The 15,664-nt window shown below is 67.0% G+C and carries 15 protein-coding genes; 10 read left to right on the top strand and 5 right to left on the bottom strand.

The annotated features are described in order from the left end of the window. The first annotated feature begins 124 nt into the window (after nt 1-124). A complete protein-coding gene (locus ACQR1D_RS23655) occupies nt 125-919 on the top strand; it encodes a creatininase family protein (protein ID WP_315804434.1) in 795 nt (264 codons plus the stop codon). Between the two features lie 104 nt (nt 920-1,023). Here the strand turns inward: ACQR1D_RS23655 and ACQR1D_RS23650 are convergent, their stop codons facing one another. Next, complete coding sequence (locus ACQR1D_RS23650; protein ID WP_315804435.1) at nt 1,024-1,962, bottom strand: LysR family transcriptional regulator; 939 nt, start codon at nt 1,960-1,962, stop codon at nt 1,024-1,026. A 179-nt stretch (nt 1,963-2,141) separates the two neighbouring features. Between ACQR1D_RS23650 and ACQR1D_RS23645 the strand changes: the two genes are divergently transcribed. Genes ACQR1D_RS23645 through ACQR1D_RS23615 form a run of 7 tightly spaced genes read left to right on the top strand, consistent with a single transcriptional unit; the run spans nt 2,142 to nt 8,631 of the window. Further along, nucleotides 2,142-3,092: an N-carbamoyl-D-amino-acid hydrolase gene (locus ACQR1D_RS23645; RefSeq protein ID WP_434839164.1), complete on the top strand. Its 951-nt coding sequence runs from the start codon at nt 2,142-2,144 to the stop codon at nt 3,090-3,092. A 26-nt stretch (nt 3,093-3,118) separates the two neighbouring features. Beyond that, entirely contained in the window at nt 3,119-3,940 is an 822-nt protein-coding gene (locus tag ACQR1D_RS23640) for an ABC transporter substrate-binding protein (protein ID WP_434839163.1), read from the top strand. Continuing rightward, nucleotides 3,937-4,794 (top strand): amino acid ABC transporter permease, encoded by an 858-nt coding sequence (locus ACQR1D_RS23635; protein WP_315804438.1) that lies wholly within the window; start codon nt 3,937-3,939, stop codon nt 4,792-4,794. The genes ACQR1D_RS23640 and ACQR1D_RS23635 overlap by 4 nt, the downstream gene beginning before the upstream one ends. After that, complete coding sequence (locus ACQR1D_RS23630; RefSeq protein WP_434839264.1) at nt 4,791-5,558, top strand: amino acid ABC transporter ATP-binding protein; 768 nt, start codon at nt 4,791-4,793, stop codon at nt 5,556-5,558. Before ACQR1D_RS23635 ends, ACQR1D_RS23630 begins: the two co-directional genes overlap by 4 nt. 4 nt (nt 5,559-5,562) lie before the next feature. Then, nucleotides 5,563-6,381 (top strand): ABC transporter substrate-binding protein, encoded by an 819-nt coding sequence (locus tag ACQR1D_RS23625; RefSeq protein WP_434839162.1) that lies wholly within the window; start codon nt 5,563-5,565, stop codon nt 6,379-6,381. Further along, entirely contained in the window at nt 6,368-7,261 is an 894-nt protein-coding gene (locus ACQR1D_RS23620) for a polysaccharide deacetylase family protein (RefSeq protein ID WP_434839161.1), read from the top strand. The genes ACQR1D_RS23625 and ACQR1D_RS23620 overlap by 14 nt, the downstream gene beginning before the upstream one ends. Further along, nucleotides 7,258-8,631, top strand: a complete 1,374-nt coding sequence (locus tag ACQR1D_RS23615; protein WP_434839160.1) for an amidohydrolase family protein — start codon at nt 7,258-7,260, stop codon at nt 8,629-8,631. Before ACQR1D_RS23620 ends, ACQR1D_RS23615 begins: the two co-directional genes overlap by 4 nt. 6 nt (nt 8,632-8,637) lie before the next feature. Here ACQR1D_RS23615 and upp read toward each other — a convergent pair whose 3' ends face one another. From upp to ACQR1D_RS23600, 3 genes are all read right to left on the bottom strand, one after another. Next, the gene (upp, locus tag ACQR1D_RS23610; protein ID WP_434839159.1) at nt 8,638-9,267 is read right to left on the bottom strand and encodes a uracil phosphoribosyltransferase; all 630 of its coding nucleotides are present in this window, start codon (nt 9,265-9,267) and stop codon (nt 8,638-8,640) included. A gap of 224 nt (nt 9,268-9,491) precedes the next feature. Then, nucleotides 9,492-10,706, bottom strand: a complete 1,215-nt coding sequence (locus ACQR1D_RS23605; protein ID WP_315804442.1) for a URC4/urg3 family protein — start codon at nt 10,704-10,706, stop codon at nt 9,492-9,494. Nucleotides 10,707-10,721: 15 nt separating this feature from the next. Continuing rightward, nucleotides 10,722-11,978: a GTP cyclohydrolase II gene (locus ACQR1D_RS23600; protein ID WP_434839157.1), complete on the bottom strand. Its 1,257-nt coding sequence runs from the start codon at nt 11,976-11,978 to the stop codon at nt 10,722-10,724. A gap of 258 nt (nt 11,979-12,236) precedes the next feature. Here ACQR1D_RS23600 and ACQR1D_RS23595 point away from each other — a divergent pair, with 258 nt between their 5' ends. After that, nucleotides 12,237-13,466 carry an amidohydrolase family protein gene (locus ACQR1D_RS23595; RefSeq protein ID WP_316177938.1) on the top strand — a complete coding sequence of 410 codons (1,230 nt, stop codon included), beginning with the start codon at nt 12,237-12,239 and terminating at the stop codon, nt 13,464-13,466. Between the two features lie 279 nt (nt 13,467-13,745). Beyond that, on the top strand, nt 13,746-14,672 hold the full coding sequence (locus ACQR1D_RS23590) for an N-carbamoyl-D-amino-acid hydrolase (protein WP_315804445.1): 927 nt from the start codon (nt 13,746-13,748) through the stop codon (nt 14,670-14,672). 224 nt (nt 14,673-14,896) lie between these two features. Here ACQR1D_RS23590 and ACQR1D_RS23585 read toward each other — a convergent pair whose 3' ends face one another. After that, entirely contained in the window at nt 14,897-15,556 is a 660-nt protein-coding gene (locus ACQR1D_RS23585) for an aspartate/glutamate racemase family protein (RefSeq protein WP_315804446.1), read from the bottom strand. Between the last annotated feature and the right edge of the window lie 108 nt (nt 15,557-15,664).

The following is a 15,664-nucleotide window of genomic DNA, read 5'->3' as shown; positions in this document are numbered from 1 at the left end:
CGTGCGGGCCTGGCTGCACGCAGGCGACTGTTGGCCTGCGTGCAAGAGACGCCGAGATGGGCTGTTGCGGTCGCTGCGTGATCTGAGCCAATCTGCCTCATCTCCGACCATGCGAGCAGCCATCATGACCGAAACCGCCTGGAACAGACTTTCCGCCGCAGCGCTTCGCGCGCTCGCGGCCCGAGACGCGATCGTGCTGTTGCCGGTGGCCTCGACCGAGCAGCATGGTCCGCATCTGCCGACGGGAGTTGATGACTTCCTGTGCAGCGAGGTCTGCCGTCGCACCGCGCTGGAGCTGACTCCAGACTATCCCATCGTGGTCGCGCCGACCGTTTGGTGCGGGCTGGCCGACCATCACGTTCCGTTCGGTGGCACCTTCACCCTCAGCCTCTCCACCTACCACGCCGTGCTCAGGGACCTGTGCCGCTCGATTCTGAATGCCGGCTTCCGCCGCATCGTGATCGTCAACGGCCATGGCGGCAACATCCAGGCGCTGGCCACCCTCACCGGCGAACTGACGCGCGAGCTCAATGCGTCGATCGCGACGACGACCTATTTCATGGAAGGGCGGGAGACCATGGCCAAGGTCCTCGAGGATCAGGACGGCGTGATGCATGCCTGCGAAGCCGAGACCTCGATGATGATGGCGGCTCATCCCGGCCTCGTCGACGCGGCGAGGCTCGACGCGGCCTTTGGGCCGAGCTTCGACATCATGGGCTCGCTGGTGCCGTCGCTGAAAATGTTCAGATCGTTCGGCGACATCACCACCTCCGGCGTCGCAGGCGATGCGCGCAAGGCATCTGCTGCAAAGGGCGAGAAGCTGCTCGCCGGCTGCGCGGCGGCGCTGGCGGCGCGATTGCGGTCGGGCGAGCCATGGTCGACTGCAACAATTCCGCCGCCAGCCGCAAGACGACAGTGACGCGGCGCATCATCCCGAGAAGCCCGTCGCAGGCGGGCGTTTCTGGATGATGGGCCGCAAACGATGCGTCCACGGGTTTAATGGACGCATTCCGATCGGCAAGCTCAGCCGCGTTGTGTGGAAGCGGCGAGACACGGAGCCCCGATCGCGTCGAGGCCGCCCGCAAGACTGCGGCTCGCGTTTCGCACCTCGCTGCGAAACGTCTTCGCCAGGTTCGACAGCGGCCGCGCCTCCGACCACAGCACATAGGCCGAGACTTTGGTGCTCGGCGTGAACGGCCGTACCACGAGATCATGCCCGCCCTGGCGCGGCGAGAATGGATCGACCACGGCGACGCCGACGCCGGTCGAAGCCAGCACGCAGGCCGTGTTGCAGTAACGCACTTCGACGGTCGGCTGGAAGTCGGCATCGGCTTGCCGAAAGCTCTCGCGCACGGCTTCGCCGAGGCGCGTGCCGCGTTCGAGACCGATCAGCGGGAACCCGGCGAGATCCCGCGCTGAAATCACGTCGCATTCCGCAAGCGGATGCCGGGCCGGCATCACGCACACCATCTCGCCGGTGTGCACGACCTCATGGGCGATCCCGGGATGGTCAGACAGTCCGAGCGCGAAGCCGAGCTCGGCGACGTTGCCGAGCACGCCCTCGATGATGCCCTCGTAGCGGCGCACGTCGAAGAACATCCGCGTCTGCGGCCGGCGCCGCAGGAAGCCTGACAAGGTCGGCGGGATGATGCTGTAGGCGAGCGGCGGCGTGGCGACGATCGACAGATGACCCGTCTTCTGCTCGCGCAGGTCACGCACGCGGTTTTCGAGCCGGGCGTGCAGGGTGAAGATCGCCTCGCTCTCCTCATAGAGCGTCATCGCCTCGGGCGTCGGGAACAGCCGGTTGTTGACGCGCTCGAACAGCGTGAAGCCGGCCTGCGCCTCCATCGCCTTCAGCGCATTGCTGATCGCAGGCTGCGACAGCGCGAGCTCCTCGGCGGCAGCGACCGTGGTGTGGTGGCGGATGACCGCCCGCAGGATCTCCAACTGGCGCAGGTTCATGGCATGGTCGCCCTATTAGCCCGGGTGATGGTCTCGGCCAAAATATCATAGACCGAGGTCGTCCCGACTGGTTGCAATTCCTGCGCCGGTTTCGCTTCATTGATGCTTCTCTTGCGCGTCGCAGAGGGCGGTGCTGCCGCCTGCTGGAAAGGCATGACGCACAGATCGGAGGCAGAATTTTGAGCCGTATCTTCCGCGCCGCCGCCGCCCAGATGGGGCCGACCCAGCGCGCCGACAGCCGCGGGCACACGCTGTCGCGCATGATCGGGCTCCTGGAACAGGCGGCCGCCCAGGGCGCGAAGCTGGTGGTCTTCCCCGAACTCGCATTCACGACCTTCTTCCCGCGCTGGATCCTCGAAGGCGAGGCGCTCGACGGCCACTTCGAGCGTTCGATGCCGAATCCGTCCGTTGCCGCGCTGTTCGACCGGGCGCGGGCGCTTCGCGTCGGCTTCTATGTCGGCTATGCCGAGCTGACACCGGACGGACGCCGCTTCAACAGCTCCATCCTGGTCGATCCCGACGGTGAGATCATCAGCAAATATCGCAAGGTGCATCTGCCCGGCTCCGTCGAGCCGCGCCCGGGTGCCAAGTATCAGCAGCTGGAGAAGCGCTATTTCGGCTATGGCGATCTCGGCTTTCCGGCCGTGCGCGCCGGCCGCGAGTGGGGCGGCGCCATCATGGGCATGATGATCTGCAACGACCGGCGCTGGCCGGAATCGTGGCGCGTGCTCGGACTGCAGGGCGTCGAGCTGGTCTGCGTCGGTTACAATTCCGCGGCCTACGATCCGAACGGCGGCAACACCGAGGATGCCGCGCTGCGCACCTTCCATTCCACACTGGTGGCGCAGGCCAACGCCTACATGAATGCGACGTGGGCGATCGCGGTCGCCAAGGCGGGCGACGAGGATGGCAGCGGGCTGATCGGCGGGTCCTGCATCGTCGATCCCAATGGCTGCATCGTGGCGCAGGCGAGGACGCTCGCTGACGAGGTCGTCGTCGCCGACATCGACCTCGATCTGTGCCGCCAGGGCAAGGACAAGATGTTCAACTTCGCGGCCCATCGCCGGCCGGATCAGTACAGGCTCATCACCGAGCGCGCCGGCGTCGTCGAGCCGGTCGTGGTCGATTAGCCGTTCACGTGGGGGAGTGTTGCAGGATGCGCCATTCGTTGTTTGCAGGTCTCGTCATCCTCGTCTCGCTTGCTGCGGCGGGGGCGGCGGAGCTGCCCGCTGAGATCAAGCAGGCTGGCGTGCTCAAGCTCACGGTCAACTCGACCTACGCGCCGATGGAATATCACGACCCCGCCACCAACGAGCTGAAGGGTCTCGACATCGACCTCGCCAACGCGCTGGCGAAGCGCCTCGGCGTCAAGATCGTCTGGAGCGAGACGCCGTTCGCCGAGCTCATTCCGTCGCTGCAGACGAAGCGCGCCGACTTCATCATCTCCGGCATCTCGGATCGTGCGTCGCGGCGCGAGACCGCCGATTTCGTCGACTATCTCGTCACCGGTCCGCAGTTCTTCGTGCTGGCGGACAGCGATGCCAAGGCCGCGACCGATCTGTGCGGCCGGAAGATCGGCACCACGCGCTCGACCAGCTTCCCGCAGGAGATCGAGAAATGGAGCAAGGCCAGTTGCGAGGCCGCAGGGAAGCCCGCCGCGCAATATGCGCCGGGGGAGAACTCGATCGATGTCCGCAATCAGCTCAAGCAGGGCCGCATCGATGCTGCCGTGCAGGGCAGCGAGACTTTGCCCTATGCGCAGTCGCAGGAGGCCGGCAAGTATCGCATCGTCGGCGAGCCCATCGCCTTCGGCTACCAGGGCATCATGTTCCGCAAGGATGATGCCGCGCTGCGTGAAGTGGTGACCGAGCAGCTCAAGGCGATGATCGCCGACGGCAGCTACAAGGCCATCCTGGACACATGGGGGCTCGGGGCCAATGCGGTCCGCGAGCCCATGCTCAACGCGGCGCCGCAATGAGCCGCAGCGAGGCCCTGGCCGACGGCTTCCCGGATCTGTCCGGACACGGGATTGCGCGGCAGGCGCATTGGGGCCGCTGGCTCGCGGCCGCGGTCATCGTCGTCGTCCTCGTCGCGATCGGGCGGGCCTTCGCCAAGGGGCAGATCGAGTGGGTGTTCGTCGAACGCTTCCTGACGGCGCCGGTGATCCTGCGCGGCATCGTCAACACGATGGTCATGGCGGTCCTGGCGATGATGCTCGGAATCGCGCTCGGCGTCGTCGTTGCGATCATGCGGCTGTCGCCCAATCCGGTGCTGCGGTCGGTCGCCGCCGGCTACACCTGGCTGTTCCGCGGCACGCCGCTGATCCTCCAGTTGTTGTTGTGGTTCAATCTGGCGCTGGTGTTTCCAACCATCGGCATTCCCGGCCTGTGGAGCGCGCGCGCGGTCGATGTGATGACGCCGTTCCTGGCCGCGCTGCTCGGGCTCGGCATCAACCAGGGCGCCTACACGTCCGAGGTGATGCGCGCGGGCCTGCTGTCGGTCGATATCGGGCAATACGAGGCGGCGCAGGCGATCGGCATGGGACGATTGCAGGCGCTGCGCCGGATCATTCTGCCGCAGGCGATGCGCGTGGTGATCCCGCCGCTCGGCAACGAGTTCATCGGCCTGGTCAAGGCGACCTCGCTCGCCAGCGTGATCCAGTATCCGGAGGTGCTGCACTCGGCCGAGAACATCTACTACGCCAATTCGCGCGTCATCGAGCTCCTGATCGTCGCCGGCCTGTGGTATCTGCTCGTGGTCTCGATCCTCACGCCGCTGCAGATGCTGCTCGAACGCCGCTTTGCCCGCGGCATCGCGCGAGGCGGCCGCTGATGAGGCCGCTGGTCGCCATCCGCCAACTGAGCAAGCGCTTCGGTGAATTTCAGGCGCTGAAGCAGGTCTCGCTCGACGTCTTCGAGGGCGAGGTGGTTTGCCTGATCGGGCAATCCGGTTCCGGCAAGACCACCTTGCTCCGCTGCGTCAACCAGTTGACCACGGCCGACAGCGGCGGCATCTGGCTCGACGGCGCGCTGCTCGGCTTCCGCGAGCAGGACGGCCGGCTGCACCGGCTGTCGGAGCGCGAGATCGCGCGGCAGCGGCTCGCCTGCGGCATGGTGTTCCAGCGCTTCAACCTGTTTCCGCACATGACGGCGCTGGAGAACGTCATCGAGGGGCCGGTGCAGGTGCAGAGGCGCAGGCTTGCCGAGGCGAGGGACGAGGCATTGGCGCTGCTGCGCCGGGTCGGCCTCGCCGACAAGGCGGGCTCCTATCCATCGCAATTGTCCGGCGGCCAGCAGCAGCGCGTCGCGATCGCACGCGCGCTCGCCATGAAGCCGCGGCTGGTGCTGTTCGACGAGCCGACCTCGGCGCTCGACCCGGAGCTGGTCAGCGAGGTGCTCGCCGTGATGAAGGAGCTCGCGACATCCGGCATGACCATGCTGGTGGTGACGCATGAGCTCGGCTTTGCGCGCGAGGTCGCCGACCGGGTGGTCTACATGGACCAGGGCGTGATCGTGGAGAGCGGCCCGGCCCGCGAGGTGCTGCGCGCGCCGCGCGAGGCGAGAACAAGAGCGTTTCTGGCAGCGGAAGTGGGGTGAGGTGATGGATTTGAAGTGGATCGTGTTGGCTGGACTCATGAGCGCCGCCGTGGCGGGCACGGCTCTCGCCGCCGAACTGCCGGCCGAGATCAGGCAGAATGGCCTGCGCATCGCGGTGGTGCCGAACTATCCGCCGATGGAGTTCAAGGATCCGGCCACATCCACCCTGACCGGCTTCGATGTCGAGCTCGGCGAGGCGCTGGCCAAGAAGCTCGGCGTCAAGGCTGTCTGGCAGGAGACGAGCTTCGACCAGTTGATGCCGGGCCTCGCCACGCAGCGTTTCGACATCATCCTGACCGGCATGACCGACTACAAGAGCCGGCAGGACACCGCGACCTTCATCGATTATCTGCGCAGCGGCCCGCGCTTCTTTGTGCAGGCGTCGCGCGCGGCCGAGCTCAAGGAGCCGACCGCGCTGTGCGGCAGGAAGGTCGGCGCCTCCAGGCGCACCAAGTTTCCGGACCAGATCGCGGCCTGGAGCGAGAAGAACTGCGGATCAAGCCCGATCCAGTTCGTCGGCACTGAAGGCTCGGCCGACGCGCGGACGCAATTGAAGCAGGGCCGCATCGATGCCGCCGTGCAGGGCAACGAGACCTTGCCCTACATCATGGACCTCGAGCCGAACGCCTACGCGCCGGTCGGCGAGATGATCGCGCTGCAATATACCGGGCTTGCGACGCCGGTGAAGGCGGACGAGCTCCGTGGCGCGCTGCACGCTGCGCTGGAGGGCCTGATCGCCGACGGCAGCTACAAGGCGCTGCTGGCGAAGTGGAAGCTCAGCGACAACGGAATCGAGAAGGTGCTGATCAATGCTGGACAGTAAGGCGCTCGCGGGGATCCCGGTCGTTCCCGCCAACACTGCGCCGCCGGCGCCGGACTATCCATGGCCTGCGCCGTACAGAGCGGCGATGTTCCTGTCGTTCGACATCGACGCCGAGAGCGCCTGGACGTCGAAGGATCCGGCGCACGCCGCGCGCCTGGTCACGATGAGCTTCGGCGGCTACGAGGCGCGCGTCGGCACGCCGAAGCTGCTCGAGCTGCTCGCCGAGCTCGATCTCAAGGCGACGTTCTTCATCACGGGATGGGCGGTCGATGCGCATCCGGCGATGGCGGAGGCCGTGCTGAAGGCGGGCCACGAGATCGGCCATCACGGCTATCACCATCTGCTGCCCGATCCGGGCGATCCCTTCATCGTCGAGGAGATCGAGCGCGGCTTCGAGGCGATCCAGCGCCGGCTCGGCATCCGGCCGATCGGCTACCGCGCGCCGTTCGGCGAGTTCTGCGAGGAGCTGCGGATAGCGCTGGTGCGCCAGGGAATCGTCTACACCTCGTCGTTCCGCGACGACGTCAGGCCCTATCGCCATTGCCTCGCCGACGGCAGGCCGGGCACGATCGAGATCCCGGTGACCGCGAGCTATGACGACTGGATGCACGGCCTGTCGGCGCGGTTCTCGCCGCGCTCGATCTTTCCGAAGGAGCACGTGCTGTCGATGTGGAAGGATGAGCTGGACGAAGTCCGCGACTGGGGCGCGATGGTGACGACCGTGCTGCATCCGCAGGTCTCGGGCCGGCCGATGCGCTTCCGCCTGCTGCGCGAGTTCCTGACCTACGCCAAATCGTGCCAGGACGTCTGGATCACGACCGGCGCCGAGATCGCCGCGAACTACCAGCGTCACGAGGCGGCGGAAGCGAAGAGCGCATGAGCACGACCGCGATCTTCGGCAGCTATGTGCTGACGCGCAGGGACGGCGCGCAGGACGTGCTGCGCGATCACTGGGTGCTGGTCGAGGGCAGGCGCATCGCGGCCGTGACGCGCGACAGGCCGGCGGCGGACGAGGTGTTCGATCGTCCGGGCCGATTCGTGCTGCCGGGGCTGTTGAACCTGCACAACCACGTCTTCAGCGAGGCGATCGCACGCACGCTGACCGAGGACGGCAACGGCCGCCGCAACAACAAGAGCATCGTCTACACGGTGCTGCTGCCGCTGTCCAAGCGCGGCGCCGACATCCTCTCGGCGGAGGAGCGGCTTGCGATCGGCCGCATGGGCGTGCTGCAGCTCCTGAAGGGCGGCGCCACCACGGTGATGGAGCCGTTCCGCAACACGATCCCGGAGATGTTCGATGCGGCGCTCGAGATGGGGCTGCGCTTCTACGGCGCGCCCTATCTGTTCTCGACCGGTGATGCCAGGGCGGATGCCTCCGGCGTCGTGACTTATGCGGGCAATGACGGCGAGGCCGACCTGGCGATCTGGAACGCGCTCCATCAGCGCTGGCACGGCCAGGGTGACGGGCGCATTCGGCTCGCGATGAGCCCGCATGCCACCGACACCTGCGGGCCGGATTTGCTGCGCGCGGCTGCGAGCCGGGCGCGCGAGCTCGACGTTCCCATCACGACACACATGGCGCAGAGCGCAGGCGAGGTCGCGACGATCGCGCAGCGCCATGGCGGCCGCACCCCGGCCGGATATCTCGATTGGCTCGGGCTGCTCGGACCCGATCTGCTGGCCGCGCATTGCCACGCGTCGACCGATGCGGACCTTGCGCTGATGGCGGCGCGCGGTGCCGGCGTGCTGAACTGCCCGCGCGTGTTCGCGCGCGCCGGAGTCACCGCCGCCTTCGGCCGCTTCGCCGCGCACGGCGTACGCACCGCGGTCGGCACCGACGGCTACAACATGGACCTGCTCGGCGAGCTCAATGCGGCGTCGATGATCTCGAAGATCGCGCTGGGAAGCGCCGAGACGACAAGCGCGCCGGAATTGATCGACGCCGTCACCACGACGGCCGCCGCCATGATCAAGCGCGACGATCTCGGCGTCATCGCGGCGGGGGCGACCGCCGACCTCACCGTCGTCGACATGACGCATCCACATCTTCGACCGCTACACGACCCGCGCCGCGGCCTGATCGCGCTCGCCAACCGCGCCAACATCGACCAGGTGATGATCGACGGCCGGCTGCTGATCCACGACGGCCGCTATCTCCACGGCGACGAGGCTGCGATCACAGCGGCAGGCAGCGCCGCCATCGCAAAGATCTGGGCGCTGCCCGAGGCGCAGGCGGCATTCGCCGGCTGACCGCCGCTACCGCGTGCCGTAGGCGCGGTCGCCGGCGTCGCCGAGGCCGGGGACGATGAAGGCGTCGTCGTCGAGGCCCTCGTCGATCGCAGCCGTCCATAGCGCGACGTCCGGGTGCAGGCCGCGGACGCGCTCGACGCCTTCGGGGGCGGCGATCATGCAGACCATGCGGATGTCCTTGGCGCCGCGCTCCTTGAGGCGGTCGACGGCGGCGACCGCGCTGTTGCCGGTCGCCAGCACCGGCGTGACCACCACGGCGAGCCGCTCGTGCAGATCGGACGGCGCCTTGAAGAAGTACTCGACTGCGGTGAACGTCTGCGGCTCGCGGTACAGGCCGATATGGGCGACGCGCGCGGTCGGCACCAGATCGAGCATGCCGTCGACGAAGGTGACGCCGGCGCGCAGCACGGGCACGAACACCAGCTTCTTGCCGGCGATCTTGGCCGACTGCATCCGCGCCAGCGGCGTCTCGACCTCGACCTCGGTCAGCGGCAGGTCGCGCGTGACCTCGTAGCAGAGGAGCATGCCGATCTCCTTCAAGAGCTCGCGGAACGACTTGGTCGAGATCGACTTGTCGCGGATCAGGGTCAGCTTGTGCTGCACCAGCGGATGATCGACGACCGTGACGCCTTCCATGGCTTTCATCTCCAAAGCGGTGGGTGGGCAAAGGCGCGACGCGCCGTGTCCACCGCGATCTTAGCTCAGCTTGGAATGGTGGGCACGCTGCGCTTTGCCCCCCCTACGCGCAACTGATCAGTTTCGTCATGGCGAGGAGCGAAGCGACGAAGCAATCCAGACGTCCTTCCCGCTTTGCTCGCAATGACGGAACCGCGAGGTCGGCGACCTCAGGCCCAAACCCCTTAAAACACCGTGCCGTCGGTGAGGATGGTCAGCGGCGGCGAACCGTCCGGGCGGCGGGCGAAGGCGAGCTTGCGGCCGGCGGCCCAGCTGCCGCCTTCGAGGATGCGCGCCAGCGGTAGCTGCTCCGCGGTCTGGCCGGTGCGCCGGCGGATCAGTTCGGCCAGCCGGTCGAGCAGGGCGACGGTCAACGCGCGCCATTCCACCACCAGCGGAGAATCGACCTCATGCACGCGCGCGGCATCGGCGGGATCGCGCAAGCTCAGCACACCGCCGTCGACGAACAGGCCGCCATTGCGGTATTCGGCGAGGCCGGTGAGGCCGTCGATGTTGTCCACCACAAGGCCGGCGCGCTGCAGCGGTTCGATCAGCGAATAGCTCAGCCATTGCGACAGCTTGTGCAGCGGGACGAGACCGGTGGTCGCGTCATCGGTGATCAATGATGGATGCCGCCAGCAATCGCCGAGCGCTGTGCCGTGCAGCGTCAGGCGTGACGGCCAGATCGGGCCGAGCTGACGCAGCACCTGCTGCAAAATCGAAGGGGCCTCGATGCGGCCGCCAGCAGCCAACCGATCGAACAGGCCACCCGGCCGCGGACCGTCCTTCGCACCGAAGACCTCGGGACTTGCCGCCACGACGGCGCCTAGCCGCCGCAGCAACTCCACGCGCCCCTCGAGCCCGACCAGCGGATTGTCGGCACCGACCTGAAAACCGCGTTCGAGATCCGCGACCGTGAGCTGCCTGAGCCTCGCCGCATCGGCCCGCAGCGGATCGCTCGCATTGGACGAGAACGCGCCGCTTGCGAACATCTCGAGGCTGGCCAGCGCCAGCCCCTCGGAGCGGCCGACGCTGAAGCCGCTGGCTTCGTCATGATAGCGCCACGCCGCGCCGGCGCCGGCGTCGAGCAGCACGCTCGCGATGGCGAGATCGAACTCGGCGCGCGCCCGCGACGCCGCATTCGGCCAATTCACTTTGTCGGCGATCGCGGCCCAGCGATCGACACCACCGACCACGAAATGCCGCCAGCGCGAGTGGAACGGCACCTCGCCGTCGGGATAGGCCTTGCGGGTCACATCGAGCACGACGTCGGCGATCGCGTCGAGCCGGGCGATGTCGATGCGGAAATGCGGCAGCTTGTCGGCGAGGCCGAGCGCAAGCAGCTGATGCGACCGCTCGCGCACGGCGCGGGCCGACAGGAGATATGAGACGTCGTCCATGATCTGCTGCTGCGCTCAGTACTTCTCGAGCGGGCGGCCGACGGTGTCGCCGAGCGCCTCGGGTTTCTGCGGCTCCAGCGAGAAATAGCCGGCCGCCTTCTTGGCCGCGATCTCGACATGGGCGTCGGCGGGAATCAGCTCGTCCGGGATCGGCACGCGCTCGACGATGTCGACGCCTTGGCCCACCAGCGCGTCGTGCTTCATGTCGCTCATCGAGATGAAGCGGTCGATGCGTTTGATGCCGAGCCAGTGGATGACGTCGGGCATCAACTGCTGGAACCGGGCGTCCTGCACGCCGGCGACGCATTCGGTGCGCTCGAAATAGGCCGCTGCGGCGTCGCCGTCCTCCTGGCGCTTGCGCGCATTGTAGACTAGGAATTTCGTCACCTCGCCGAGCGCGCGGCCTTCCTTGCGGTTGTAGACGATGATGCCGAGCCCGCCGTTCTGCCCGGCCGCAACGCATTCCTCGATACCGTGGATCAGATAGGGGCGGCAGGTGCAGATGTCGGAGCCGAACACGTCGGAGCCGTTGCACTCGTCGTGTACGCGGCACGTGATCTTCGTTCGGCCGTCGTTCAGCTTGGTGACGTCGCCGAACAGATAGACCGTGGTGCCGCCGATCGGCGGCAGGAAGACCTGCAGGTCGGGCCGCGTCACCAGCTCCGGATACATGCCGCCGGTCTGCTCGAACAGGCCGCGGCGCAGATTGGTCTCGCTGGTGCCGAAGCGCGCGGCGACGCCGGGCAGATACCACACCGGGTCGATTGCGACCTTCACCACCGACACGCTGCCATTGGCATGCACGACCTCGCCGTCATGGACGAGGCGCTTGGCTGCGAGCGCCGCATGCAGCTCGGGGAGCTCGATCCGCGCCTTGGTCACGGCGATGGTCGGCCGGATATCGATTCCTTCCGCGATCTCGCCGCCGAAATTCTCGGCCACCAGATGGCCCCAGGGATCGAGCGCGACGATCTTCGCCGGATCGCGCCACTGCGCGAACGGGCCGATCGTGGCGGCGGGATGGGTGTTGGTGAGATCGGGGCGGCGGATCGGATCGAGCGCACCGGATGATACCGCGAGCGCGCGGTAGACCGTGTAGGAGCCACCATGGCTGCCGATCACGTTGCGGTCCTGCGGCCGCGACACGGTGCCGATGATCGGCCCGCGCTCGCGCGCGGTCTCGGCGCCCCAGTGGAGCGGGAAATTATGCTTGGCGCCTGGCACCGGGTGCGAGGTCAGGCGGATATGATCCGTGCGGTTGGAGCGAGTCATCGGACAGCCACCCCCAAAACGGCAACGGCCCGCCTTGACGACGGGCCTGAGCAGAACGCGTTCACGTTTTCCATGCATCAATATAGCAGTTTTTCTGCAGCAAACAAGGGTATCCCGGGCGGCATCTATTTGTAAACGAATGGTGACGACGGCCGGCTTGCAATGCAGCGCGGCCTCGCCCGCTGGCATGGCGCTTGCCTTTTGGACGCGACGCCGCCAGCTTGGCGCGCGTAGGGAGTCTTCGGCGGCAAAGGCGGCATGGACCTGATCATTCGCAACGCGGTGCTGGCGCAGCAGGGCGAGCTGCGCCGCGCCGATATCGGAATTTCCAAAGGCCGCATCGCCGCCATCGAGTCCGCGCTGCCGGCCGAGGTGGAGGAGCGCGACGCCGAACATTGTCTCGTCGTGCCCGGCTTCATCGAGACCCATATCCACCTCGACAAGACCTGCATCCTCGACCGCTGCAGCATCCGGGAGGGGACAGTCGCCGAGGCGGTGCGGGAGACCGCGGCGGCCAAGCGCAACTTCACGCCGGAGGATGTCTATGCCAGGGCGAAGCAGACCGTTGAGCGCTGCGTCAGCCATGGCACGATGCGGATGCGCACCCATGTCGAGCTCGATCCCGGCATCGGCTTCATCGCGTTCGAAGCCATCCAACAGCTCGCGCGCGACTACGCCTGGGCGCTCGATCTCGAGATCTGCGTGTTCCCGCAGGAAGGCCTGACGAACTATCCGGGCACCGAGGAGCTGCTGATCGAAGGACTGCGTCGTGGCGCGCGCACCATCGGCGCCGCCCCGTATTTCGACACCAACCCGCCGGCGCAGATCGACCGCATCTTCGCGATCGCGCGCGAACACGACGTCGACATCGACATGCATCTCGATCTCGCCGAGACGCTCGACCACATGCAGATCGAATATGTCTGCCGCAAGACCGAGGAGTACAAGTGGGGCGGGCGCGTCGCTGTCGGCCATGTCACGCAGCTGTCGCTGCTGCCGCCGGAACGCTTCAACGCGATCGCCGCGCAGCTCGCCAATGCCGGTGTCGCCGTGACCGTGCTGCCCTCGACCGACCTGCATCTGATGGGACGGCGGCAGGATCATGCGATCCCGCGCGGCGTGGTCCCGCTGGAGCCGTTGCGCGAGAGGGGCGTGACCTGCTCGCTCTCGACCAACAACGTGCTCAACCCGTTCACGCCCTATGGCGACGGCTCGCTGATCCGGATGGCCAACCTCTACGCCAATGTCTGCCACGTCTCGCGCCCTGACCATCTCGCCGGCTGCCTCGACATGGTGACCCATGATGCGGCGAAGCTGATGCGGCTCGGCAACTACGGCATCACCGTCGGCGCGCCGGCCGATCTCGTCTGCATCGATGCCGCCGATCCGACCGAGGCGGTCGCAACGCTGGCGCAACCGCTGTGGGGCCTGAAGCGGGGGCGGCCGTCGTTCTCGCGCACGCGCCCGGTGCTGCATCGGCCGGGATGATGGCGGCACCAGGTACTTTCGGCATAGTGGCACACGCCGCTCTCTCGATATCGGTTCGGTGCCGCCGGTCATCTCAGCGCTGTCCGATGCAGCGCCCTCTCCCCTTGTGGGAGAGGGCATGTACGGCCATCCGCGTACGCGGTCGGGTGAGGGGTCTCGTTCGACGAGTGCCGCTCGTGGAGAAAGACCCCTCACCCAACCGAGCTTGCCGAGACGTCATACATGCCCTCTCCCACAAGGGGAGAGGGCGCATATACGAACTGATTGTGGAGTTCCATCATGCGCATCATCAACGTTGCCGCGGCCCAGATGGGGCCGATCCAGCGCGCTGACAGCCGCGAGGCCGTCGTCACGCGCATGATCGCGCTGCTGGACGAGGCCAAGCGCAGGGGCGCTGATCTCATCGTCTATCCGGAGCTGGCGCTCACCACGTTCTTTCCGCGCTGGTACATGGAGGATCAGGCCGATGTCGATGCCTGGTTCGAGCGCGAGATGCCCAACGCCGCGGTGCAGCCGCTGTTCGACCGCGCAGCGCAGCACGGCATCGCGATGTATCTCGGCTATGCCGAGCTGACGCCGGATGGGCATCACTACAACACGGCAGTTCTCACCGACCGCGCCGGCAACATCGTCGGCAAGTATCGCAAGGTACATCTGCCCGGCCACGAGGAGTTTGAACCGGAGCGCAGCCACCAGCATCTGGAGAAGCGCTATTTCGAGCCGGGCGATCTCGGCTTTCCCGTCTGGCGCAATCTCGGCGGCATCATCGGTATGGCGATCTGCAACGACCGCCGCTGGCCGGAGACTTATCGGGTCATGGGCCTGCAGGACGTCGAACTGGTGCTGATCGGCTACAACACGCCGTCGGTGAATTCGCTGAAGTCAGCGGAGGGACTGCAGCAGCGCCTGTTCCACAACCGGCTGTCCGCGCAAGCCGGCGCCTATCAGAACTCGTGCTGGGTCGTGGCGGTCGCGAAGGCTGGCGTCGAGGACGGTCATCACCTGATCGGCGGCAGCCTGATCGTCAATCCCGACGGCGAGATCGTCGCGGAAGCGCTGACGGAGGGCGACGAGGTGCTGGTCGTACCTTGCGATCTCGATGCGACACGGTTCGGCAAGGAGACGATCTTCGACTTCGGGCGGCATCGCCGGGTCGAGCATTACGGGCTCATCACCAGCCGCACCGGCGCAGTGCCGCCGGAGTGACCCAATGTTGTAGTTTGTAGGCGAAATCCTCGCGCGGATCTCGGTGCGCTCCCTCTCCCCGTTCTTACGGGGAGAGGGTTGGGGTGAGAGGCAGCCACGCGCACTGACCGTGCGGAGAGTCCCCCTCACCCGGATTGCATCTGACGATGCAATCCGACCTCTCCCCGCAAGCGGGGCGAGGTGCACCGAGGTCGCCGCGCGAGTGTTGCCACCAAACAATGCGCTCAGCTGGCAAACGCCACCGCGCCCAGAGCCATGGTCACCGCAGCCTGGGTCGGATCGATCACCGGAATCCCCAGCGCGTCCTCCAGGTTCTTGCGATGCCGCGCCATGCCGGCGCAGCCCATCACGATGGCGCCGGCGCCGTCCTCCTCCTTCAGCGCGCGGCCGACCGCGATCATCTTCGCCAAGGTGCCTTCACCAGATGCCGTCTCGGCCACCGTCATGTCGAGCGGACGCTCGGCGGCGAGGCGGTCCATCAGCCCCATCTGGCGGAGATAGCGGATGTGGCGGCGGATCGAGCGCTGCGCGATGGCGAGCACGCCGAACGTATCGGCGCGGGTCAGCGCGGTGAGCACGCCGCATTCGGCGATGCCGAGCACCGGCCGTGCCGTGGCCTCGCGGCAGACATGCAGCCCAGGGTCGCTGTAGCAGGCGATCACGAAGGCGCTGGAGGCGTTGTCGCCCTCGACGAAGCGTCGCAGCGGCAGGGTGACGCTGTCCGCGTCCTTCTGGCTCTCGATGCCGTAGGGGCCTTCCTTCAGTGTCTCGCAGACGATCTCGGGCCCCTCCGCGAACATCAGCGGCTTGAGCGCCGCCGCGAGACCGTCGGTGACCACCTGGTTGGAGTTCGGGTTGATCACGGTGATGCGCGGGCGGGACATGGGAGCTACCTGCTTCTTCAGTGTTGACGGCGCGTGACAGGCAATCACTATGCCACGGCTGACGCAATGGGGCCGATGCGGCCATCTCGCGTCGACGGCGTTCCATTT

Origin of the sequence: Bradyrhizobium sp. HKCCYLRH2047, assembly GCF_051168175.1 — a bacterium.
GTDB lineage: Bacteria > Pseudomonadota > Alphaproteobacteria > Rhizobiales > Xanthobacteraceae > Bradyrhizobium.
The sequence above is the reverse complement of the archived record's forward strand: the minus strand, read 5'-3'. Positions and strand labels throughout refer to the sequence as shown.